17 protein-coding genes and 1 pseudogene are annotated in these 21,790 nt (G+C 55.4%); 7 read left to right on the top strand and 11 right to left on the bottom strand.

Translation table 11 applies throughout. From position 1 onward, the window contains the following. From RT613_RS10460 to RT613_RS10435, 6 genes and pseudogenes are all read right to left on the bottom strand, one after another. A pseudogene (locus RT613_RS10460) lies at positions 1 to 1,108 on the bottom strand (ABC transporter substrate-binding protein); the annotation flags it as partial. 99 nt (positions 1,109 to 1,207) lie between these two features. After that, the gene (locus RT613_RS10455; RefSeq protein WP_313615118.1) at positions 1,208 to 2,344 is read right to left on the bottom strand and encodes a DUF917 domain-containing protein; all 1,137 of its coding nucleotides are present in this window, start codon (positions 2,342 to 2,344) and stop codon (positions 1,208 to 1,210) included. Then, positions 2,337 to 3,893 carry a hydantoinase/oxoprolinase family protein gene (locus RT613_RS10450; protein WP_313615117.1) on the bottom strand — a complete coding sequence of 519 codons (1,557 nt, stop codon included), beginning with the start codon at positions 3,891 to 3,893 and terminating at the stop codon, positions 2,337 to 2,339. The genes RT613_RS10455 and RT613_RS10450 overlap by 8 nt, the downstream gene beginning before the upstream one ends. A gap of 14 nt (positions 3,894 to 3,907) precedes the next feature. Beyond that, complete coding sequence (nikE, locus tag RT613_RS10445) at positions 3,908 to 5,554, bottom strand: ABC transporter ATP-binding protein (RefSeq protein ID WP_313615116.1); 1,647 nt, start codon at positions 5,552 to 5,554, stop codon at positions 3,908 to 3,910. A gap of 3 nt (positions 5,555 to 5,557) precedes the next feature. Continuing rightward, a complete protein-coding gene (locus RT613_RS10440) occupies positions 5,558 to 6,439 on the bottom strand; it encodes an ABC transporter permease (protein WP_313615114.1) in 882 nt (293 codons plus the stop codon). After that, entirely contained in the window at positions 6,439 to 7,467 is a 1,029-nt protein-coding gene (locus tag RT613_RS10435) for an ABC transporter permease (protein ID WP_313615112.1), read from the bottom strand. Before RT613_RS10435 ends, RT613_RS10440 begins: the two co-directional genes overlap by 1 nt. 138 nt (positions 7,468 to 7,605) lie before the next feature. Here RT613_RS10435 and RT613_RS10430 point away from each other — a divergent pair, with 138 nt between their 5' ends. Further along, a complete protein-coding gene (locus RT613_RS10430; protein WP_313615137.1) occupies positions 7,606 to 9,960 on the top strand; it encodes a helix-turn-helix transcriptional regulator in 2,355 nt (784 codons plus the stop codon). A gap of 14 nt (positions 9,961 to 9,974) precedes the next feature. Here RT613_RS10430 and RT613_RS10425 read toward each other — a convergent pair whose 3' ends face one another. Beyond that, complete coding sequence (locus RT613_RS10425) at positions 9,975 to 10,412, bottom strand: EamA family transporter (protein ID WP_313615136.1); 438 nt, start codon at positions 10,410 to 10,412, stop codon at positions 9,975 to 9,977. 171 nt (positions 10,413 to 10,583) lie between these two features. Then, entirely contained in the window at positions 10,584 to 11,924 is a 1,341-nt protein-coding gene (locus RT613_RS10420; protein WP_409558802.1) for a dicarboxylate/amino acid:cation symporter, read from the bottom strand. A 245-nt stretch (positions 11,925 to 12,169) separates the two neighbouring features. Here RT613_RS10420 and RT613_RS10415 point away from each other — a divergent pair, with 245 nt between their 5' ends. Beyond that, complete coding sequence (locus tag RT613_RS10415; RefSeq protein WP_313615110.1) at positions 12,170 to 13,996, top strand: ATP-binding protein; 1,827 nt, start codon at positions 12,170 to 12,172, stop codon at positions 13,994 to 13,996. Beyond that, positions 13,996 to 15,366, top strand: a complete 1,371-nt coding sequence (locus RT613_RS10410; RefSeq protein ID WP_409558801.1) for a sigma-54-dependent transcriptional regulator — start codon at positions 13,996 to 13,998, stop codon at positions 15,364 to 15,366. The genes RT613_RS10415 and RT613_RS10410 overlap by 1 nt, the downstream gene beginning before the upstream one ends. Before the next feature lie 3 nt (positions 15,367 to 15,369). Here the strand turns inward: RT613_RS10410 and ftrA are convergent, their stop codons facing one another. Further along, entirely contained in the window at positions 15,370 to 16,371 is a 1,002-nt protein-coding gene (gene ftrA, locus RT613_RS10405) for a transcriptional regulator FtrA (RefSeq protein WP_313615108.1), read from the bottom strand. A gap of 83 nt (positions 16,372 to 16,454) precedes the next feature. Here ftrA and RT613_RS10400 point away from each other — a divergent pair, with 83 nt between their 5' ends. Beyond that, positions 16,455 to 16,847 (top strand): rhodanese-like domain-containing protein, encoded by a 393-nt coding sequence (locus RT613_RS10400; RefSeq protein ID WP_313615106.1) that lies wholly within the window; start codon positions 16,455 to 16,457, stop codon positions 16,845 to 16,847. Between the two features lie 65 nt (positions 16,848 to 16,912). Here RT613_RS10400 and RT613_RS10395 read toward each other — a convergent pair whose 3' ends face one another. Both RT613_RS10395 and RT613_RS10390 read right to left on the bottom strand, forming a co-directional pair. Then, entirely contained in the window at positions 16,913 to 17,419 is a 507-nt protein-coding gene (locus RT613_RS10395; RefSeq protein ID WP_313615104.1) for a BA14K family protein, read from the bottom strand. 169 nt (positions 17,420 to 17,588) lie between these two features. Beyond that, positions 17,589 to 18,581, bottom strand: coding sequence for a GntR family transcriptional regulator (locus tag RT613_RS10390; protein ID WP_313615103.1), 993 nt, complete (start codon positions 18,579 to 18,581; stop codon positions 17,589 to 17,591). A 155-nt stretch (positions 18,582 to 18,736) separates the two neighbouring features. Here RT613_RS10390 and RT613_RS10385 point away from each other — a divergent pair, with 155 nt between their 5' ends. The 3 genes from RT613_RS10385 (at position 18,737) to RT613_RS10375 (ending at position 21,767) form a co-directional block, all read left to right on the top strand. Then, on the top strand, positions 18,737 to 19,804 hold the full coding sequence (locus tag RT613_RS10385; protein WP_313615101.1) for an Ldh family oxidoreductase: 1,068 nt from the start codon (positions 18,737 to 18,739) through the stop codon (positions 19,802 to 19,804). A 206-nt stretch (positions 19,805 to 20,010) separates the two neighbouring features. Beyond that, a complete protein-coding gene (locus RT613_RS10380) occupies positions 20,011 to 20,724 on the top strand; it encodes a FadR/GntR family transcriptional regulator (protein WP_313615099.1) in 714 nt (237 codons plus the stop codon). Positions 20,725 to 20,792: 68 nt separating this feature from the next. After that, positions 20,793 to 21,767 (top strand): sialic acid TRAP transporter substrate-binding protein SiaP, encoded by a 975-nt coding sequence (locus RT613_RS10375; protein WP_313615097.1) that lies wholly within the window; start codon positions 20,793 to 20,795, stop codon positions 21,765 to 21,767. Positions 21,768 to 21,790 lie beyond the last annotated feature (23 nt).

Below are 21,790 nucleotides of genomic sequence, written 5' to 3'. Positions count from 1 at the left end.
GCTCCAGATTGGCCTGCAGCATCAAGGCCACTTCAGCTTCGAATGCCAGTGAGGCAACATAGCTGTTGACGAGCGTGATCGGCTGACCAGCATATTTCGACTTTGCCAGTTCTTCCTTGGCCTTTTCGAGATCGAAAACGCCGGGCTCGATGCCATCATTGTGGGCATCCTTGAAGGCATCCGAAAGCGGACCCTTCATGTCAAAGCCCGGATAGATCACTTCCTGGATCGTCTTGTAGTCAGTCGCATAGGCAATGGCGCGACGAACATGAACGTCGTCGGTTGGGTAAGCCTTGGTGTTCAGCTTGATGACAAAACCGCCGGCCGTGCGGGTCTGGATGATCTTGTAACCATCCATCTTGCCGATGGATTCGTAGGTATCGTTGCCGAGACCATGCGACGTCAGGCCGAGTTCGCCCTTTTCAGCCAGGGCCTTTACCGTGGCATCATCGCTTGTCTGAACGAAACGAACTTCGTCAATCGGCTTACCCTTGTTCCAGCCACCGAAATAATCCGGGTTGCGGGCAATCACCATATCGGCAGAACGGTTGTAGCTGACGAGGCTGTACGGCCCGGAGCCGGAAGAATGCTCGCCGACATAGGCTTCGCCCCACTTGTCTTCAGCGGTTGCGTTTGCCGTGATCAGCTTCTCGTTCAGCGCAACCATCAAAGGCGTGACCGCCATGAATGGCGAAAACTGGCGGTCCAGCTTTACAACCACGGTCTTTTCGTCAGGGGCAGTCACGTTTTCAGGTTTCACCAGACCAACCAGCAGGTTGGAAGGTCCCTTGTTGATGCCGATCAGGCGCTGGATCGACCACACCAGATCGGATGCCTTCACGGCAGTGCCATCCTGGAATTTCACGTCTTCACGCAGGTTGAATGTGTAGGTGAGGCCATCTTCCGAAATGTCCCAGGACTTCGCGAGATGTGGAACAACTTCGCCCGACGGGCTGACGGTGGTCAAACCGTCATACATGTTCACAACGGCCATGTAGCCGGTGTAGTCGGTGACCTTGGCTGGGTCGAGCGAGCTGAAAATCTGCATCGTATTGACAGCAATCGATACTTTTTCGTCAGCCGCATGCGCGGAAAGACCCGAGGTCAGGGCCATTGCCGTGCCAAGTGCCAATGCCGCAAAACGCTGATGTCTGGAAAGCATTTTCATGGAAGTTCTCCTCTTTGTAATGCGGGAAAATCCCGCTTGTTATTCCGCAGCCTGACGCATCGGTGCAGGCAGGGGTGAGTAGGCAATATCGGGGTATCCAAAGGCAGATGGACCAACGACCTCAAGGGCGCGGGCGCTGCGCAGCAGATCGTGGCAAGGGATGGCGATAACCGCGACACGCTGGCCGTAACGCAGCATTTCCGTGGTGATTGGGTAACCAGTGTCGACATCCAGCAGAACGATCAGGTCTGGCACGCAAACCTCAACTTCGCCATTGCGGCGGAAGATCAGGAATTCGTTCTGAATGGCAACGCCAGCTGTCTGGCCGTTAAAATCATCAAAGCCCGCAAGCTCCAGATCACCCACGGCAAAACCGCCACGCAGATGTCGCTTCAGGTCGGTGATCTTGCCATTGAAAATGCGGCGGCCGCCTTCCAGTTCGCAGACAGCAGCAATCGGATCTTCCTGTGCCTTGCGCGCCTTGATAACGGCCTCACCAATGGCAATTGCCTTGGTGTAGCTCTTGGGAATACCGTATTGATGAACGTAATGGGCCTGCATTGGCGCCGTTGCCAACATGGCACCACCGCCCTGGGCAACAACGCAGGCACGCGCCATACGTTCATGCCAGACTTCAGAGACGGCATGGCTGAAAATCACGGCATTGCCGTGCAGGTCACACATGACAGACGGCGTGGAGCTGTGGCCGTAGATCGAGAAGGTGGTCATCTGCATTTCCGGGAAGGCGCGGCCCATGCCGTCGCAGTCCAGAATTGGCAAACCGCCCAATGCCGCCGTTACCAGCGGATTCATGGAATTCGCGCCACCGATTTCTTCGCAGACGATCGCGTCGATTGGCGTGCGGATCAACTCTTCCATGGCGCGTAGGCAACGCAGGCCTTCGCGACCTTCGCGAATGCGCTCAACGCCCACAACTGGTGCACCAATACCGCCAAGCGACATGCACAGCGCATCGGGTTCGATGGCATCGGTTGCGAGGATTTTCATCTCGTAACCGGCCTTCATCGCCTCAAGCACCAGCAACTTGCCCTGATAAGGATTGCCGCCGCCGCCCGTACCAAGAATACCAGCGCCGATTTCCAGCGCATCCAGATCCTCAACCGTCAGCGTGCGCAGGTTGGCCTCGTCATATTTCAACTTGCGCGCCTCAACCATGATGGCCTCCCATTTCTCCGACGACTTTCACATGAATGCGGGTCGCGTTACCCGGCAGGTAGGCGAGCGGCATGTCTTCGCGTTCGATAACCTCAAGCGTTTCAGGCAGAGCACCAGCTGCGATCGCCTTTTCACGGGCTTCGGCCTCGGCTTCCGCCAGCGCGCTTTCGCGGGTGCGGCCTTCGACCAGCGAGAACACGCGGTCGGTTTCGCCGCTGATCTGCGCAATTGCAGCACCAACAGCATTGGCAACAGCAAAGTTTTCCGGACGGATAACTTCGAGATCACCGATGCGGTCTGGCATCAGGATCGAGCCACCGCCAACAGCGATAACTGGAACAGGAGAGGACGAAATACGGCTGCGCTCAACGCAGGCTTCGAGCATGGCGTCAATCTTGGCGGCAGCCGCCTTCACCAACGTGCTGTCGAGGCTTTCGATCAAGGCCTTTTCGCCCACATCAGCCTTGCCAGAAGCAACCGCGATATCGGTTGCCGTCAGTGTGGCACCACCAAAGCACAGGGCTTCTTCACGAACGCGGTACCCAACGGATTTCGGTCCAACGCTGATATCGGTGTCGCCATTCACCACCAGAGAACCGCCACCCAAGCCGATGGAGAACACATCAGGCATGCGGAAGTTGGTGCGAACGCCGCCAATATCGACTGTTGTCGATGCCTGGCGCGGGAAGCCGTGTGACAGGGAGCCAACGTCTGAGGTCGTGCCGCCAACGTCAACAACGACCGCATCTTTGAGGCCAGTCAGAAACGCCGCGCCGCGCATGGAGTTGGTCGGACCGGACGCAAAGGTCAGAACAGGGAAAGCGCGCACGACATCCGCCGCCATCAACGTGCCGTCGTTCTGGGTGATGTAGAATGGGCAGGTGATACCGGCTGCGGCAAGGGCCTTACCAAAGGCGCTTACCGTGCGGTCAGCGAGCGTCAACAGGCTGGCATTCATGATCGCAGCGCTTTCGCGGGCGAGCAGCCCGTGGCGACCAATGTCCTTCGACATAACAACCGGAATACCCGGGCAATGTTTTTGCAAAATCTCTTTCGCGCGCAGTTCCATGGCATCGTTGATGCCGCTGAACACGCAGGTGACGGCCGCAGCCTTCAGACCCTTGACGCGAATATCACTGGCGATGCGGACGATTTCATCCTCATCAAGCGGCGAAATCTCGCGGCCATCGAATTCGTAACCACCCTTGACCTGATAACCGTGGTTGCCAACGATCTTGCGCAGATCTTCTGGCCAATCCACCATTGGAGGCAAGCCAGCACCGGATGGCAGCCCCAGACGGATCGCCGCAACCTCTTCCATATGGCGGCGTTCAATCACGGCATTGGTGAAATGTGTCGTGCCGATCATCACGGCAGAGATAACGCTGCGATCAACCCCCGATGCCGCAATTACCTTTTCAAGCGCTTCCAGCACACCGGAAGTCACATCCTCAGTGGTGGACGCCTTAACGCCAGCCAGTACAGTTTTCTCTTTCAGGACTACAGCATCCGTATTGGTGCCGCCTACGTCAATTCCAACGCGATACACGTCAGCTCCTCTCATCAGTCCGTTGTTTTCACCAGAAAGCGCAAGCGCTCTTCATCGGTGACGGTGGGTTTTTCGCGTTCTTCCTCGTCGGTCACGACGGGGATCGCGGCAATCAGTGCGCGGGTGTAGGCGTGTTGCGGATCGGCAAAGACCTCACGCGTTGCGCCTTCCTCGACGATTTCACCGCGCAACATGATCGCGATGCGCGAACAGAAATTGCGCATCAGTGACAGGTCGTGGGAAATCATCAGATATGTCAGGCCGAGTTCCTGGCGCAGTTGCTCCAGCAATTCGATGACAGTCTTCTGAACCGACACATCAAGCGCAGCGGTCGGTTCGTCGAGAATGAGAATTTTCGGTTCAGCCGCCAATGCGCGAGCAATGGCGACGCGCTGTTTCTGGCCGCCTGAAAGCTCATGCGGATATTTGGCAAGATAGGATTGAGGCAGTCGCACCAGATCCATCAGTTCGAACATGCGCGCCTCACGCGCCGCCTTGTCCATGCCAATGGATTTCAACGGCAATGTCAGTGTTTGGCGAACCGAACGCTTCGGGTTCAACGAGGTACCCGGGTTCTGGTAGACAATCTGGGTCAGACGCTTGCCGCGGTCAGGGGCGGGCGCATCAATGGACAATGTTCCGGAGGTCGGAGAGGTGAGGCCCATGATCATGCGGGCAACCGTCGTTTTGCCCGAGCCGGACTCACCCGCGAGACCGAAAATTTCGCCTTGACGCAAATTCAACGTGACATCGCGTACCGCGTGATAACCGTTACGCTTGCCGAAAATCTTGTTCAGATCATTGATCCGGACAATTGGCTCGCCTGCGCTAGCTGGAGCATCAACAACCCGCGGACCATAAAGCGGTGGCACGGCGTTGAGCAGCGAATTGGTATAGGCCTCGCGTGGCTGATGCAGAATTTCCGAGCATGGACCTGTCTCGACGATATCGCCGTGGTGCATCACCACAACCCGGTCGGCGACCTTGCGCACAACACCAAGATTGTGCGTGATCATCAGCAGAGCCATGTTTTCCTCAATGACCAGGCGATTGATCAGATTGAGAATTTCGTCCTGCGTCGTCACATCAAGTGCTGTGCCTGGTTCATCGGCAATCAGCAGTTTTGGACGGTGCAACAGGGCAAGGCCGATCAGAACACGCTGGCGCATACCGCCTGACAGTTCCGACGGATAGGCATTCATGACGCGTTCGGTGTCTGCAAGCTGCACACGACGCAACACTTCAGCGATACGGCTGCGGCGCTCTGCCTTCGATGACGAGATGCCATTGCGCTTGTCTGCAAAGCGCATCACGTCATCAAGATGCGTACCGATCTTGAATACTGGATTGAATGAAGACAGGGGGTCCTGCATGATCAGCGAAAATGCAGTGCCTTTCAGCGCCTCGCGCTCCGATTTCGGCAAGGTGAGAACATCCTTCTCACCCACAAAAATTGAGCCCGATGTCACGGTAGCATTTTTTGGCAGGGTGCCAATGATGGCCTTGGCAGTGACTGATTTACCCGATCCGGTCTCACCAATCAGTGCGACGCGTTCACCCGCCGAAACGGTAAAGCCGACATTGCGCAGAACCTGACGGGCGCGGCCATAGGTGGTGAAGGAAACATTGAGGTTCTCGACCTTGAGAAGCGGCTCACTCATTGATCAATTCTCCACGTCGAACATGTCGCGCAGGCCATCGCCCAGCAGGTTGAAACCGAGTGTGACGTAAAGAACCGCAGCACCCGGGCACAGCACCTCCCACCAGAAATCAGGCATGAATTGACGTCCGTCCGCCACCATCGAGCCAAGGTCAGGGATAGGTGGTTTCACGCCAAAACCAAGAAAGCTGAGCGTCGCCCCGAACAGGATGACAAAGGCCGCATCCAGCGTGGTCTTGACCGAAATGACCGAGACGCAGTTTGGCAGTATTTCCCGGAAAAGAATGTGCATGGGACCGGCACCGGCAAGCCGTGCTGCCTCGATATAATCTTCCGACGCAATGGACTTTGATACCGAATAGATAAGCCGCGCATGCCAGGTCCACCACAGAAGGGTAATGGCAATCATGGCATTCATCAGGGTCGGTTCCAGAAGATTGGACACGGCGAGCGCCATAACAAGCGGAGGCATTGCCAGCATGACGTTGGTCAGACCGGTGATGAACTTCTCTGTCCAGCCACCGACGTATCCAGCAATCAGACCCAGAATTGTGCCGATCGGAACGGAAATGCCCAGCACGCCAATGACTAGCAATAGCGAGATACGCAGACCAAACACGGTGCGGGAGAAGATGTCGCGGCCCGCCTTGTCTGTACCGAACCAATGCAGCGCATCTGGCGGCAAGTGTCTGGCGCGAAAATCAACCACAGCGCCGACGTGCTTCGGATAGGGCGTCAAAAATGGCGCAAAGACAGCAAGAATGACGACGGACAGCAGGATCAGTGCGCCAACCACCGCAGCCGGATTGCGGCTGAACCGGTACCACATGATATATCCGGTGCTCAGCGCCTTGTCGGATGTGTCGAGCATTTTCATATCGGCCATCAGCGTGCCTCCTTGTGGCGCAGGCGTGGGTCGATGATCGAGATCAGAATGTCGACGATCATGTTTGCAACGATGAAGAACAGACCCGCCACCAGAACCACGGCGGTCACTGCGTTGAGATCTTTCTGGAGAATGGAGTTGAGGCCGTAGGATGCGAAACCGCCCCAGGCAAAAACCATTTCGATAACGAAGGCATTGCCAATCAGCGATGCAAATTCCAGTCCCATGATTGTCAGCGGCGCAATGGATGACAGCTTCAACAGGTACCGGAAGATGATGACCCGTTCAGGCACACCGAAGCTCTGCAGCGTCAGCACGTGATCCTTGCGCTGGTTCTCAATCATGGAAGAGCGGGTAATGCGGGTGATCTGGCCGATGCCTGCCATGGACAGAGCAAAAGCGGGAAGGGCAAGATGCTTGAGCGCGTCAACCACCACATCAAAGCGCCCGGCCAACAGGCCATCCAGCAGAATGAAACCAGTCGGTCCGCCTTGCCAGCCGAGCGAATGATCCAGTCGACCGATGATCGGCCAACCGCTGATGAATTTTGCCGCCAGCAATTGCAGGGTAATGGCAAAAAGAAAGCTTGGAATGGTGACGCCGGTCAGGGACAGAATACGTCCGAGGTGGTCGATGCCCTTGTCACGATAATGTGCGGTGATCACACCAAGCGGTATGGCGACCAGAAACATGAAGATGACGGACACCAGCACAAGTTCAACAGTTGCCGGCACGGTCTGCGCAAGGTCGGTGGTAACAGGACGCTGGGAAACCAGCGACATGCCCAGATCACCATGCAAGGCGTTTTTGACATAGTCGACATATTGAAGGGCCAGAGGCTTATCGAGCCCCATCTGCAAGCGCAGGGCATCGACCTGTTCCTGCGTTGCCGCAGGTCCGAGTGCCATACGTGCGGGGTCACCCGGAACAACACGTGCCAATGCAAAAATCATGATGGAGAGCGCGATCATGACAAGCACGAATGTTCCAAGCCGGGTCAGAATTGCGATCAACGGATGTTGCTGCATCAGCGGGGCTTTCCTTTGTGCATCGGCTTTTCGATGCGCCAACATCACCACAGAACTCGCGTTCAGCAACCGTTTAAAAGTATAGTTTTTTACCGACATGGTATAGGTTTTTAAAAAGCGATGCCCTATCCTGCGGCCATGAATTCCCTGCTTTCACGTCCTCAACTTTGCGACCGCATCCTGCAAAAACCGGCAGGGGTGGTCTTTCTTCGCGCACCGGCTGGTGCCGGGAAAACCGCGCTATTGCAGATGGTCGCCAATATGACGGGCAGGGTCGTCTGCACCTCACACCACCCCACACTGGAGGATGTGCAGGACGGCTGGCTGCTGTGGGATATCCCGGTCGCGATGCGAACGGCCCGAATGCCACTTGCTACACTTCAGACAATCGACACAATCGTCATTGCCTGCCGCCCGGAACAACGCATCAGCGGCCTTGGTCGACAAATCCTGCATCACGGCTCAGCAACGATTGGCGCGGAAGACCTGACATTTTCCGATCTTGAGTTGGAAAACCTACCCGCGGAACAGGCCAAATCGATGCGGGAAGGCTACGCAGGCTGGCCCGCCTTTCTGGCGCTACAGGACCACGTGGATGACGACGTCTGCATTGACTATATTAGGGAAACGTTTCTCAGCCATCTCTCTCCCGAACAGACAATGGCAATATCCATTTGGCTGGAAGCGCCTGTACCCGCCACCCGTCAATCATGGGCGAGTCAGTTACCGCCATTTCTGACACAATATCCCGAGAAACATCAGAACCTGCTGAGACTGCTCGCGATTGCGGTAAAGGACCGCGTAGAGGTGCTGGAGGCTGGCCCAGCCGTTGTGGAAATTGCGACAGCACTGGAAAAGACAGGCCGCTCGCTTCAGGCCATGGCCCTTCTGCTTGACAGGGGATACGAGACCCATGCCGCCCAAATTCTGGCTCGTGCGCAGGGGCGTGAACTGATCTATCGCAGCAGTGTCAATGCGTTTCAAAACATCATCATGCACTTCTCGCATGACATGATTTCCACCAATGAAACCGTGTTGTTTGCGGTGTGTCGGGCCCTTCTCAAACAGGGTGAGTTACAGCGCGTGCGCCACCTCGTTGGCAAACATTTAGGCTCGGATTATCTCGACCCGTTCAAGGCCATGGCAAGCGGCTCACGCTTTTCCTTTGCAGCGCGTACTTTCCGTCTCAACCTGATGATCACAGAGGACCTCACGCCCAATGACGCGATGATTAACCGGCTGGGTGAATTCATGGCGGATTACCCGATGGGTGACCATGGCAAGTGGGCTGGTTATTATAACGCACTTCTCGAATTCGAGATTCGTCGCCGCAATTTTCGTGAGGCGGAAGCCGCCGCTGCCCGGGCACTCATCTACCTCCGCAAATTGGGCGGGCAGCCACTACTCGAATTCTTCATCCACCTGCACCAGATCGTTCTGCGTCTTATGAGTGGTGACGCGCTAATGGCCAGACGCGCCGCACGGGATGCCCGTAACCGGCTAGAGCAGGTGCCTCACGAAATCCCGCAGGAGATGCGCATGTTGCGGCTGGCTGAAGCCTGCATCAGCTACGAATCCGGCAAACCGCGTGAATTGCTGGAATTCGTCCAGAAGGATTTCGAACAATTTGCCGCGGCAGAAATCTGGCCTAGCCTCATGCAGTTTGCGCTGCATTACGCAACACAGATCGTTATGGACCATTTTCCAATGACCATCAGGCCGGGTTTTCTCGACGGCTTATGGATTCATCTGTCTGAGGGCTTGCAATTCCACGCCATGATGGAAATCCGAACGGCGATTGCCTACCAAAACACCAACCGGTGGTCGGAGGCCGCTGCCACGCTAACCTCGATCCGCATGCCAATGGGCAGGAACTGGGTTGAAAGTGCCGAGGAAGAACTGACGCGCCTGACACGGCGCGATGAGATTGCCTACGTCATGGCATGGTTGCGCGACGCCGTTCGCGTCTGGACACCGCGCTTCTATCTATCTCGACAACTCGATGCGCTGATTGCCAACCCAAAGGTCACCAATCGGGAGAGGGTAGCGCTGCTGATCTGGCAAAGTTACACGGCCCATCAAAGGCGCGACAATGCCGCCGCTCGATCCCATATTCTTTTGGCACTGGAAACAGCAACGCGCCTCGGCTGCAATGGTGTACTTTCTGAAGAGAGGATTTTTTTATCACCGCTTCTCGAAAATCGCCGTATCCGCAGTTTCATAGAAACATCATCGGATGTCCGCAGCGCACTCGCTATTTTTGCAGCCTCGGTCAACTCCCCGCAAGCCCGCGCCATTCATGGCGGCCTGTCACAACGCGAAGTGCAGATGCTGCAGTTTCTGGCAGGCGGCATGTCCAACAAGAAGATCGCCCAGGCACTGAATATTTCTGAGGTGACGGTCAAGTTTCATCTCGGAAACCTGTTTCGCAAACTTGGTTGCAACCGCCGTGCCGAGGCGATACGAGCGGCGATTGCACTTGGCTGGCTATAATAACAAGCCTTCCATCAACCGCGATAGGCAACCAGAACTGCACCGCAGGCAATAAGCACAACACCCAACCAGTTTGGCAGTGACAGCTTTTCACCCAGAAACAGAACGGCAAACACGGCAACGAAGACGACACTCAATTTGTCAATCGGCGCCACGCGCGCCGCGTCTCCGAGTTTCAGTGCACGGAAATAACAAATCCACGACGCACCTGTCGCAAGACCGGACAACACCAGAAACAGCCACGTCCGGCCTGATATCGCTGACGGCTGCTGCCAGTTGCCCGTGATGTAAACCATCAACCCGGCAGCACATAAGATCACGATGGTACGAATGAATGTCGCGAAGTCAGAATTGACATTCTCAACGCCAACTTTGGCGAAGATGGCGGTCAGCGCAGCAAAGACAGCAGACAACAATGCCCATAGGGGCCATGAGGTGAGAAGGCTTTTCATCATCAACAAATCTCGGTGATTTTGGCTGAAGATTGTCATGGCACTGCAGTTGCACTGCCGCAACCCTGTTTCTGGCAGACGGCGCCGGGTAGGTCGATGGAGTGCGAAAACAACCCAAAGAAAAACCCGACCTTGTGAAAGACCGGGTTCTGTCTGTTTTTGCTGGCGATGTTACTCGGCAGGCTGCGGCATTGGGGTTTCATCAGTGACTTCGCTGCTGGCGGTTTCTTCACCGGCCAGAACGCGCTGCAGCTGCGCCTGGTCCAGTTCGCCTTCCCAACGGGCAACCACGATGGTGGCAACAGCGTTACCAACAAAGTTCGTCAGCGCGCGGCATTCGGACATGAAACGGTCGATGCCGAGGATCAGTGCCATGCCGGCAACCGGTACAGATGGAACAACCGACAATGTCGCTGCAAGCGTGATGAAACCTGCACCAGTGATACCGGCTGCGCCCTTAGAGCTCAGCATTGCAACCAGAAGCAACAGGATCTGCTCACCGAAGGAAAGGTGAATTCCGGTGGCCTGCGCAATGAACAGGGCAGCCAGCGTCATATAGATGTTGGTGCCATCAAGGTTGAACGAGTAACCGGTCGGAATAACCAGGCCAACAACAGAACGTTTGCAGCCCGCCTTTTCCATCTTGCTCATCAGGCCCGGAAGCGCAGCTTCAGAGGACGATGTACCAAGAACCAGCAGAAGCTCTTCCTTGATGTAACGAATGAGTGCCAGAATGGAGAAGCCGTTGTAACGAGCAACCGCGCCCAGGATCACCAGAACGAAGATCAACGAGGTCAGGTAGAAGGTACCGATCAGCATGGCCAGATTGGTAACGGAAGAGATGCCGTATTTGCCTATTGTAAAGGCCATTGCGCCAAAGGCACCGATGGGTGCGGCCTTCATCAAGATCGCAACCAGCTTGAAGATCGGGTACATCATGGCATGCATGAAGTCGACGACCGGCTTGCCCTTTTCACCAACGATACCGAGCGAAATACCGAACAACACCGAGAAGAACAGAACCTGGAGAATGTCACCGCTTGCAAACGCACCGACAATCGTCGTCGGAATGATATTCATTAGGAAGCCGGTGATCGTCTGCTCATGCGCCTTGTCGGCATAGGTCGCAACGGCCTTGGCATCGAGTGATGCGGGGTCAATGTTCATGCCAGCGCCCGGCTGCACGACATTGGCAACGATCAGACCGACCACCAACGCCAGCGTGGAGAAGGTCAGGAAGTAGATCATTGCCTTGCCGGCAACGCGGCCGACCTTCTTCATGTCATTCATGCCGGCGATGCCGGTCGCAACGGTCAGGAAGATGACCGGTGCAATGATCATCTTGACGAGACGAATGAAACCATCACCCAATGGCTTCAGCTGCTCACCGATGGATGGCCAGAAATGGCCAAGCAGAATACCGGCGACAATGGCAACCAGCACCTGGAAATACAGATGGCGGTAAAATGGCATGCGGGCATGGCTAGCAGCCACGGCTGTACTATCAATCATGAATTTTTCCTCCTCGGCCGGACCTGCCTTTTTATAAGGGGCCTCCCGGTTCAGCCGTGTGTTGGTCTGGGCCTCGCGACCGCTTGATGACAGTTATGCAAACACCGTGCCAAACGCGGAAAAATCACATAAATGACTGATATTAATCGTTTTAATTTCACACCACAGCGCCGAAACCCTCTAATATGCGTAGATTTCCACACAGAAATATTGCCTTTTGTGTAGAAATGCGCACAAGGTGAGATATGGACACATCAACCTCAACCGGCTTCAAACAACCAGACGCCTCGCAAAGGCCGTGGTGGCTTTTCGGGACTATCTGGGCAGCCATTGTGGTGGTGGCAATTTATGTCGCTGGCGAGCTTGGCCGGACTGAAACCATCAAGGCATTGCAGCAGGACGCCTCAACGGACGGCCAGTTGAATGTCGCGCTGGAGCGACCACGGGCTTTGCCGTTGGTGTTATCAGGCGACAGGGATCTCGTTGCTGCACTGGAAAGTGGTGGCGCTGCTGTCGACCGCCTTAATCGCAAACTGGAAGGGTTGATCGAGGGGACACAAGCCTCGGTCATTTACGTGACTGGACCGAACGGCGTTGCAATAGCCTCCAGCAATTGGCGGGCTGCAGACAGTTTTGTCGGCACGAGTTATTCTTTCCGCGATTATTTCAGTCTGGCAATGCGCAGTGGCATGGCCGAACACTACGCTTTGGGAAATGTCAGCCGCAAACCCGGTCTTTACATTTCGCGTCGTGTCGATTCTGAAGACGGCAGGGCACTGGGTGTCGTGATTGCCAAAGTCGAATTCAACCGCCTGGAGGCTGATTGGCGAATAGGCGGCAAACCGGTTTATGTCGCGGATGCCAACGGCGTTGTGCTGATGACGAGTATTTCGGAATGGCGTTTTGACACAATTAAAACCATAGACGACCAGACCCGCCGCAGCATTGCCGACAGCCTGCAATTTGGCAATGAAACACTTGATCTGCTGCCATTCTCCGCGTCCCGCTTCATCGACACCACGACAGAGCTGATCCACATCAATTCACCCCCTATCAACAGTGGTGATTATCTACGTTTCATCCTGCCGGTACCCACCACCTCATGGCATCTGCACTATCTGTTGCCGGTGCAGCCGACGCTGATGGCTGAAGTCCAAAGGATGCGTCTGCTGGTGTTGGCAGGCATGATGCCGATCATCGTGTTGTCCGGTCTTTGGTTGCGACGACGCCAGAAAGCTCGCCAGGCAGAACAGATCGCCGCCAAGGCCCGCGCAGAGCTCGAACGCCGAGTAGATGAGCGGACCCGCGACCTGCAAAGCGCCATGGACCAGTTGGAAACGGAAATCAGCGGTCACCAGAAAACCGGTCGCGAGTTGCAAAGTGTTCAGCAGGAACTGGTGAAAGCCAACAGGCTGGCCATTCTGGGACAGGTTGCAGCCGGCGTTGCCCATGAAATCAACCAACCCGTTGCAACGATCCGCGCCTTTGCCGACAACGCGCGCACCCTCATGAACCGAAGGCGACTGGAAGAAGCCGACGAAAACATGAAGGACATCGCGGCGCTTACGGAACGCATTGGCGTCATTACCAGCGATTTGAAGATACTGGCGCGCAAGGGCAGGGCCGCTGCACAGCCGGTGAGCGTCAGAGCCGTTATCAAAGGCGCGGTGATGCTGCTGCGAAGCCGTTTTGCCGGTCATATGGAGGCATTGGATATCGCGCTTCCCGATGACACGCTGATGGTGTCAGGAAGCCCCATCCGGCTGGAGCAGATTGTTATCAACCTGCTGCAAAACGCTCTTGAAGCTGTCGAAGAAAAAAGCGGCGGCCAGGTGAAGGTTAGCGTAGGAGACGCCGTGGAACAGGTGGTTCTCCGTGTGGCCGATAATGGACCGGGCATTGCGCCTGATATTCTCGAGGCACTGTTCACACCGTTCAACACCTCCAAGGAAGGCGGCCTAGGTCTGGGACTGGTCATTTCGCGCGAAATTGCCGTCGATTATGGCGGACGCATCGAGGTGGAGAGCAACCCCGGTGGAAGCTGCTTTTCCGTATATCTCAAGAAGGCGTGATGATGGGCATTACAGGCAGTGTATTTCTGGTCGATGACGATTCAGCGTTGCGCAAAGCCATGCGCCAGACGCTGGAACTGGCCGGTCTCGAGGTAACGTCATTTCCGGGCGCGCAAGTTGCCCTTGAAGCCCTGTCTGCCGAATTTGACGGCGTTGTGATCAGTGATGTCCGCATGCCTGGCATGGACGGGCTGGAATTTTTCCAACGCGTTCGCAACGTCGATGCCGACCTGCCAGTCATCCTGGTGACCGGTCATGGTGACATTCCGATGGCCGTCGAAGCGCTGCACAACGGCGCCTATGATTTTATGACCAAGCCATTTGCCGCAGAGCGCATGGTAGAAAGCGCCATGCGTGCTTTGGAAAAACGCCATCTGGTAATGGAAAACCGCGCGCTTAAGCTGGCAGCAGAGCAGGCGGAAGGCGACTTGCCGTTAATTGGCCAGACACCGGCCATGCAGCGTCTTCGTGATACGATCCGCCATATTGCTGATGCTGATGTCGATGTGCTTGTGGCCGGCGAAACCGGCAGCGGCAAGGAGGTCGTCGCGACAGCCTTACACAGATGGAGCAAAAAGCGCTCCAAGGGCAATTTCGTCGCCTTGAATTGCGGGGCTTTGCCAGAAAGCGTGATTGAAAGTGAACTTTTTGGCCATGAGGCCGGCGCCTTTACCGGCGCACAGAAAAAACGCGTTGGCCGCATAGAACATTCCAGCGGCGGCACGCTGTTTCTCGATGAAATCGAAAGCATGCCGCTGTCCGTGCAGGTCAAGATGCTGCGCGTTCTTGAAATGCGTGAGGTGTCACCGCTCGGGTCAAATGACGAGAGGTCTGTTGACATCCGCGTGGTTGCTGCGGCCAAGGTCGATCTTGGCGATCCATCACGCCGCGACCAGTTCCGTGATGACCTCTATTATCGGCTGAATGTCGTCACTCTTTCCATTCCGCCACTGCGGGAACGCCGGGAGGACATCCCCATGCTGTTTTCGCATTTTCTGTCGCGTGCAACAAAGCGCTTTAACATGCCGACACCACAGATTTCCGCCAGCGTATCACGGCACCTGATGGACCACGACTGGCCGGGAAACGTACGTGAATTGGGGCATTTCGCCGAACGAGTGGCCCTTGGGCTGGAAAATGGCGTTTTGAATAGCGCACAACAAAAGGCTGACGAACCAACCTCTGCAACGCTTACCGAGCGCATTGATCGTCACGAAGCACAGATCATCCACGAAACGCTTGTGCAATATGACGGTGATGTCGCCTCAACCATTGCAGCACTCGGCATCGCACGCAAAACCTTTTACGACAAACTGCAGCGTCACGGCATCAATCGCGCCGATTATACGGCAAAGAAAAACACCGCCTGACACCTATGCCAACGTCCGTGCCTGTTCTTCCATAAAACGGGCGCGATATTCAGCAGGGCTGATACCGATTGTCTGGCGAAAATGGTGCCTTAAAGTATGTGCGCTACCAAACCCGACGGCCAGAGCGATCTCCTCCATCTGTTCGCGCCCCTGACAAAGGCGCTGCTTTGCAGCATCTACCTTCACATTGGTCAACCATTGCCCGGGTGCGGCACCGGTTGCCTCGGTAAAACGTCGCAGAAACGTCCGTTCACTCATTCTGCAAAAACGTGCCATTTCGGCAATTGTCCAAGCACGTGACAAGTCAGACCTGATCGCATCCGGCAGCGGTGAGATTTCCACGCCATCCCTCTTGGCAACAGGGCGCTCTAGAAACTGCGCTTGCCCGCCGGTGCGGTGCGCGGGCATAACCAGACGACGCGCGACAGAATTCGCCGCAGCAGCACCAAAATCCTGACGGACAATCTCAATCATCAGATCAATACCGGCAGCACTGCCGGCGGACGTATAAATACGATCATGGGAACGATAGAGGGACGCATCGTCCACTGTCACATCAGGATACTGTGACCGCATGGCATCAGCGTAGCGCCAATGGGTTGTGGCAACGCCGCCATTCAGCAGTCCTGTCGCCGCAAGCACGAATGCGCCGGAGCAGATGGATGCGAGACGTGCACCGCGCGCATGCGCGGCGCGTAGGCGCAAACACAGGTCGTCCGGCACGCTGGCATTGGCGCCTTTCCAGCCCGGCACGATGATGATGTCGGCACGATCAATCAATTCGGGACCAGCATCGGCGGTAATCTGTAGACCACCATGGGCACGCATCGGACCATCATCAACGGCGAAACTTGCAAAACGATACCAGTTCTCCCCCATTTCCGGACGAGAAAGCCCAAAGACTTCGGCAACAATGCCAAATTCAAAAGTACAGAGTTGGTCGTAAAGCAGTGCAACGACCAGGGGACCAGTCAGGCAGGGTAGGTGGCTTGATGTGTTTGGCATGATTTATACGTATATTGGCATTTACGCCAATTTGCAACAAACGGCAGTTTTGCAAAAATGGCGCCAGCAAAGGAGAACACACGATGACCACCGCCGTTACTGCCGTCCCGCCAGCCCCCAGTGAACTTGCCATTGAACATTTCGCTGCCGAATTCAGCTTTGAAACGGACTGCTGGGATGTCCACGACTCGCTGTCAAAAGGCGCTGACTTTGTGTTGCTTGATGTTCGTGGACCCGCGCTTTACGCCAAGGGCCATGTTCCCGGCGCGATAAGCCTGCCGCATGGCAAGATGACTGCCTCGAAGATGGCAGCCTGGCCTGAAGACACGGTCTTCGTGACATATTGCGCAGGGCCACATTGTAATGGCGCAGCCAGAGGCGCGCTCAGATTGGCACAGCTTGGCAGGCCAGTTAAAATCATGGCTGGCGGCGTCACAGGCTGGCTGGACGAAGGTTTTGAGCTGGTTCAACCGTAATCGAAAAGAAAAAGGCTCGCAGACATCAGCCGGCGAGCCTTTCAAAATTCCAATTCCCTTAGCTTTTAGCCAGCGGTGCAGAAATGGCGCTGACCGCTATAGTCAGTATAGGTGCCTGTGCGTGCATTGAAGCTTCTGTAACGCTGCGAGCAATAGTCATACCAGGACTGCGACCATGGCTCGATGGTGCGGTAAACGGTACGCGGCTGGTAAGCTGGACGTGTTTCATAAACAGGCTGTGCCTGGTAAACCGGGCGAGGGCGCTGATACACCGTGCGCGGAGGCTCTGGGTAATAGCCATCATTCGCGTAGGGATCTTCGTAGACATATTCCGGCTCAGCATAGACCGGGCCACGGCGCGGCGGGTCGATGTATACGGGACCATCTGGCTCAGATGGACGCGCCAGAGCCGAACCAACGGCCAGACCGGCAGCAAGACCAATCACACCGAGTGCCGCAGCCTCGTTGCGGTGACGGCGGTTCCAGTCACCAGCATTTGCCGATTGAAGCGGAACAATCACCGTGGCAGCGACTGCAAGTGCCAGCACCGATTTCTTTGCGATTGTGAACATTGTCTTGGTCCATCCAGGGGGCAATCTGTTGCCCGTTAAAACGTCATGTCACAAGAAATAGTTCCTGCTGCCTGAATGGATGCTGAATGAATTAAGGCACAAGCGCGGCCTCTCTGAGGCTCAATCCGCACCGCGACCTGGCGCGACTGTCACCCCTATTTATCGCTGCTTAAAGCAGCTCGAGAACCTCGAGATAGGGGAGCTCATCCGGCGTCATCGAATGGGTGACAGCCTGAATACGCATCATGGCTCGTTGACGCGAAATCTGCAGATGCGATGTCATGGCCTGTTTTGCCTCGGCGATATTGCCATTCTGAATATGGCTCAATACCTCCAGATGTTCCGGTAAGAACGGCTCCGTCTCAAACAGGTCGGTTGTTCTTGGATACAGGAAATGGTGGGCGATCAGCAGGGATTGCGGCAGGCTGATTGCCCGCATCAGCGAACTGTTGCCGCAATATCCAAGCAACTCGACATGCAGTTCCTGTTCAAACCTGTCCAGCGCAGCACCCGTAGACGGTGTTTCGTGTCGTATGGCCGCTTCAATATTGGTACGTAGCCGCGCTAAAAATCCTTCAGGCAGATTGGGCACAGCCTTTTCCAATGCCAACGGCTCAAGCACCCATCGCAATTCATAGAGTTCGTCGATGTGTTGCATGGTCAGAGCCGGGGCAAACCACCGCGCACTGTCATCCTTCTGGACAATGCCTCTCTGCTGCAATCTGGCAACCACGTCCCGTGCCACTGTCCGGCTGACACCATAATGTTTGGCCAGGATCGCCTCATTGATCCGCCAACTTGCAAAGGTCGTTCGCGACACAATCTCCATCTCGATCTCGGAATAGATCAGTTCCCAGCTTGGCAGAAAATGGATCTTGGGATCATCGCTCGGCGCAGATTTCGCAATGGACACGGCATTTGACGGATGGGTGACAGCAAGCACGTCGTAACCCCGCGACGAGGACTTGCGGATCAGCCCTTTGCGCTCAAGCTCCATCAATGACTGCCGCGCGGGTGCACGACTGATACCGAATCGCTCCGCGACGCCAGTCTCAGTCAGTCGGCTTCCAACTTCGATGACACCGCTGCCTATATCGGCCTCCAGCACTTCGCAAGCACGCTGATAGAGTTTGGGGGCAGGACCGGACACAATATTGGGCATGGGTGATAAGGCTCGGGTTTGATCCGTTTGAAGATGCGGGAAGGGGCTGTTGCTTGCAACCACTTTGGCAACAGTTTTTTCCAGCCACTGGCATTGCGTGACTCAAAAATAATGTCTAGTGTACACATAGTACATTTTGGAGGGGAGGAACCGGGATGTTGCAAACCAACGCACAGCCTTATGTGTCGCTGGACGAGCTCGACCGGTTTTGTCGTGCCGTGTTTGCCGCCGCTGGCGCGAACACGGCAACGGCAACTTCTGCAACACGCGCCATGATGCACGGCACACGCCATGGCGTGGACAGCCACGGCGTTCGTCTTCTTGCGCATTATATCGCAGCATTGACCGGCGGCCGTATCAACGGTGTTCCAGACCTCAAGACAGTGACTGCCTTTGGCGCCATTTCCACTCTCGATGCGGACAATGCTCATGGTGCATTGGCCACCTATACGGCGATGGATAATGCGATCGAACTGGCCAGCAAGTTCGGCATCGGCGCAGTTGCCATTCGCAACACATCACATTTTGGACCTGCGGGCGCTTATTCAATAGAAGCGGCAAAAAAGGGCTATATTGGCATCACTTTCTGCAATTCGGACAGTTTTGTACGGCTGCATGACGGCGCCATGCGGTTCCATGGCACAAATCCCATCTCAGTTGGCGTACCGGTTGAGTCGGGTGATCCCTGGCTGCTCGACATGGCAACCAGCTCAATCCCCTACAACCGTGTTCTCCTGTATCGCAGTCTCGGCCAAGCCCTGCCCAACGCAACAGCGTCTGACGAAAACGGTGTAGATACCACCGATCCACACGCGTCGGACATGCTGGCGCCGCTCGGTGGTGAATTCGGCTTCAAGGGCGCGGCACTTGCCGGCGTCGCAGAGATTTTCAGCGCAGTGCTGACAGGCATGAAACTCAGTTTCGACATAGCCCCAATGGGTGGTCCGGATTATTCGACACCACGAGGCATGGGCGCATTCGTAATGGCGCTGAAACCAGAAGCCTTTGTTGACCGGGAAACATTCTACGCTGGCATGCAGCGTTATCTTCATGTCTTGCGCACATCGCCGACCCGCGAGAATTGCAAGGTCATGGCACCTGGCGACCGGGAATGGCTGGTCGCGGCACAACGCCAGAGGGACGGGGTCGTACTGGACCCCGCAACACAGCAGGCTTTTGAAGAGCTTGCCGAAAAATATGGCTTTGACATGACTCTCAGCTGAGGGGGAAGCCACGGTCACATTGCTGTGGATTACAGACGGCAACAGGTTTGCCGTCCCTTATATTTTTTCCATTTAAAATCATGTAGTTAAACTTAATAATATTGGATTTTCGGCTTGACTTATTTGATCAGCCAGCTTTAATGAAAAAATTGGTAAGGCCATCTTACCAGATATGCGCCAGGGGAGTGGCGCATGGGAGGATTTAAATGTTTGTGGCTTTGGAACCGCGCCGTCTTTATCGGCAGGTCGCGGACCAGATACGTATACTTATTGAAACCGGCGAGCTTTCGGACGGTGCACGTCTGCCGGCCGAGCGTGAGCTTGCAGAACGGTTCGCTGTATCGCGACCGACGGTCCGGGAAGCATTGATCGTTCTGGAAGTCGAAGGACACATCCAGATCCGCATGGGTTCTGGTGTCTACATCAACCACAAAGCTAGCCCGTCCAAGACCATTCTGCCCGCTGATGACAGTGACGGCCCATTCGAGATCCTGCAGGCCCGTAGCATCATTGAAAGCGCAATCGCTGAAGAGGCAGCTCGTCTGGCAACGCCGCAGCAAATCGCAACGCTGGATGATAATCTCAAACGCATGCAGCAATCGTTGCATGATGCGAAACGCGCCTTGGCCGTTGACAGGGAGTTTCATACAGCCATCACAGACATTATCGGCAACGCAACCTTAAACCGGTTCACGGGGCTGATCTATGACCAGCGAATGACGCCCTATTTCGAAAAACTGGCGGGTTATTTTGAGGGCCCACGTACTTGGCGGCTTGCACTGGAAGAGCATGTTGTCATTCGCAATGCGATTGCAGCCAAAGATCCGGCCGCAGCGCGTGAGGCCATGCGCCTGCACATGATACGGGCGCAAAAGAGATTCTCTGAAAGCTTCGGCGAGGAGTCGGGAGGAGAAGAATAAGCCCACCACACTCTGCGTGGCGGGTCAGGAGAATATCAAGTCAGACATCAATTCGGGAGGATTTGAGAATGAAATTCAGATTGACAACTTTGCTCGGTGCAACAGCCATGGTCATGGCATCTGCACTCGCAGCACAAGCACAAACCGTTCTGAAATGGGCACACGTCTATGAAACGAGCGAGCCATTCCATACTGAATCGGTCTGGGCTGCAGAGGAAATCGCAAAACGGACTGAAGGACGTTACAAGATCGACGTTTTCCCGGCCTCGCAGCTTGGCAAGGAAGCGGACATCAATCAGGGCCTCAAGCTCGGCACTGTTGACATGATCATTTCAGGCTCCAGTTTCGCCGCACGTGATTACAAGCCAATCGGCGTGACCTATTTCCCTTATATTTTCCGCAGTCCTGCACACCTTATCGCTTATACAAAAAGCGACGTCTTCAAGCGCCTTGCAAAAGGTTATGAAGACAAAACCGGCAACGTGATCACGGCAGTGAGTTATTATGGCACGCGCCACACCACATCAAATACACCTATCGCAAAATGCGCCGATATGGCTGGCCTGAAAATGCGTGTCCCTGATGTTCCTGCTTACCTCGCGATGCCACGCGCTTGCGGTGCGAACACGACACCAATCGCATTTGCGGAAGTCTATCTCGCGCTTCAGAACGGCACGGTTGATGCCCAGGAAAACCCGCTGACCACCATTGAGGCCAAGAAATTCTACGAAGTTCAGAAGAACATCGTTTTGACGGGCCACATTGTTGACCATCTCAACACTGTTGTTTCCAAGAGCCGTTGGGCAAGCCTGTCGGATGAAGACAAGAAAATCTTTGTCGAAGTCATGCAGCAGGCTGCAGAACGCACCACCAAAATCATTGAGGAGCGCGAAAATGCACTCGTTGAGGATTTCAAAAAGCGTGGTCTGACCGTGACTGAAGTCGACAAGGCAGATTTCGAGAAGACCGTGCTCGAAAAGGTAACCTTCGAAGAATTTGGTTACGACAAGGCAGATTGGGAAGCCATTCGCGCGATCCAGTAATTGCAGAGCCCGGTGCCTAAATG

Source organism: Agrobacterium sp., from assembly GCF_032092815.1.
GTDB lineage: Bacteria > Pseudomonadota > Alphaproteobacteria > Rhizobiales > Rhizobiaceae > Agrobacterium.
The sequence above is the reverse complement of the archived record's forward strand: the minus strand, read 5'-3'. Positions and strand labels throughout refer to the sequence as shown.

Coding starts and splice junctions, on each gene's coding strand:
- RT613_RS10400 (WP_313615106.1), top strand. CDS start 16,455: ATGACCACCGCCGTTACTGCCGTCCCGCCAGCCCCCAGTGAACTTGCC.
- RT613_RS10390 (WP_313615103.1), bottom strand. CDS start 18,581: ATGCCCAATATTGTGTCCGGTCCTGCCCCCAAACTCTATCAGCGTGCT.
- RT613_RS10420 (WP_409558802.1), bottom strand. CDS start 11,924: ATGATTGATAGTACAGCCGTGGCTGCTAGCCATGCCCGCATGCCATTT.
- RT613_RS10435 (WP_313615112.1), bottom strand. CDS start 7,467: ATGCAGCAACATCCGTTGATCGCAATTCTGACCCGGCTTGGAACATTC.
- RT613_RS10425 (WP_313615136.1), bottom strand. CDS start 10,412: ATGAAAAGCCTTCTCACCTCATGGCCCCTATGGGCATTGTTGTCTGCT.
- RT613_RS10410 (WP_409558801.1), top strand. CDS start 13,996: ATGATGGGCATTACAGGCAGTGTATTTCTGGTCGATGACGATTCAGCG.
- RT613_RS10380 (WP_313615099.1), top strand. CDS start 20,011: ATGTTTGTGGCTTTGGAACCGCGCCGTCTTTATCGGCAGGTCGCGGAC.
- nikE (WP_313615116.1), bottom strand. CDS start 5,554: ATGAGTGAGCCGCTTCTCAAGGTCGAGAACCTCAATGTTTCCTTCACC.
- RT613_RS10385 (WP_313615101.1), top strand. CDS start 18,737: ATGTTGCAAACCAACGCACAGCCTTATGTGTCGCTGGACGAGCTCGAC.
- RT613_RS10430 (WP_313615137.1), top strand. CDS start 7,606: ATGAATTCCCTGCTTTCACGTCCTCAACTTTGCGACCGCATCCTGCAA.
- RT613_RS10455 (WP_313615118.1), bottom strand. CDS start 2,344: ATGGTTGAGGCGCGCAAGTTGAAATATGACGAGGCCAACCTGCGCACG.
- RT613_RS10395 (WP_313615104.1), bottom strand. CDS start 17,419: ATGTTCACAATCGCAAAGAAATCGGTGCTGGCACTTGCAGTCGCTGCC.
- RT613_RS10375 (WP_313615097.1), top strand. CDS start 20,793: ATGAAATTCAGATTGACAACTTTGCTCGGTGCAACAGCCATGGTCATG.
- RT613_RS10440 (WP_313615114.1), bottom strand. CDS start 6,439: ATGGCCGATATGAAAATGCTCGACACATCCGACAAGGCGCTGAGCACC.
- ftrA (WP_313615108.1), bottom strand. CDS start 16,371: ATGCCAAACACATCAAGCCACCTACCCTGCCTGACTGGTCCCCTGGTC.
- RT613_RS10415 (WP_313615110.1), top strand. CDS start 12,170: ATGGACACATCAACCTCAACCGGCTTCAAACAACCAGACGCCTCGCAA.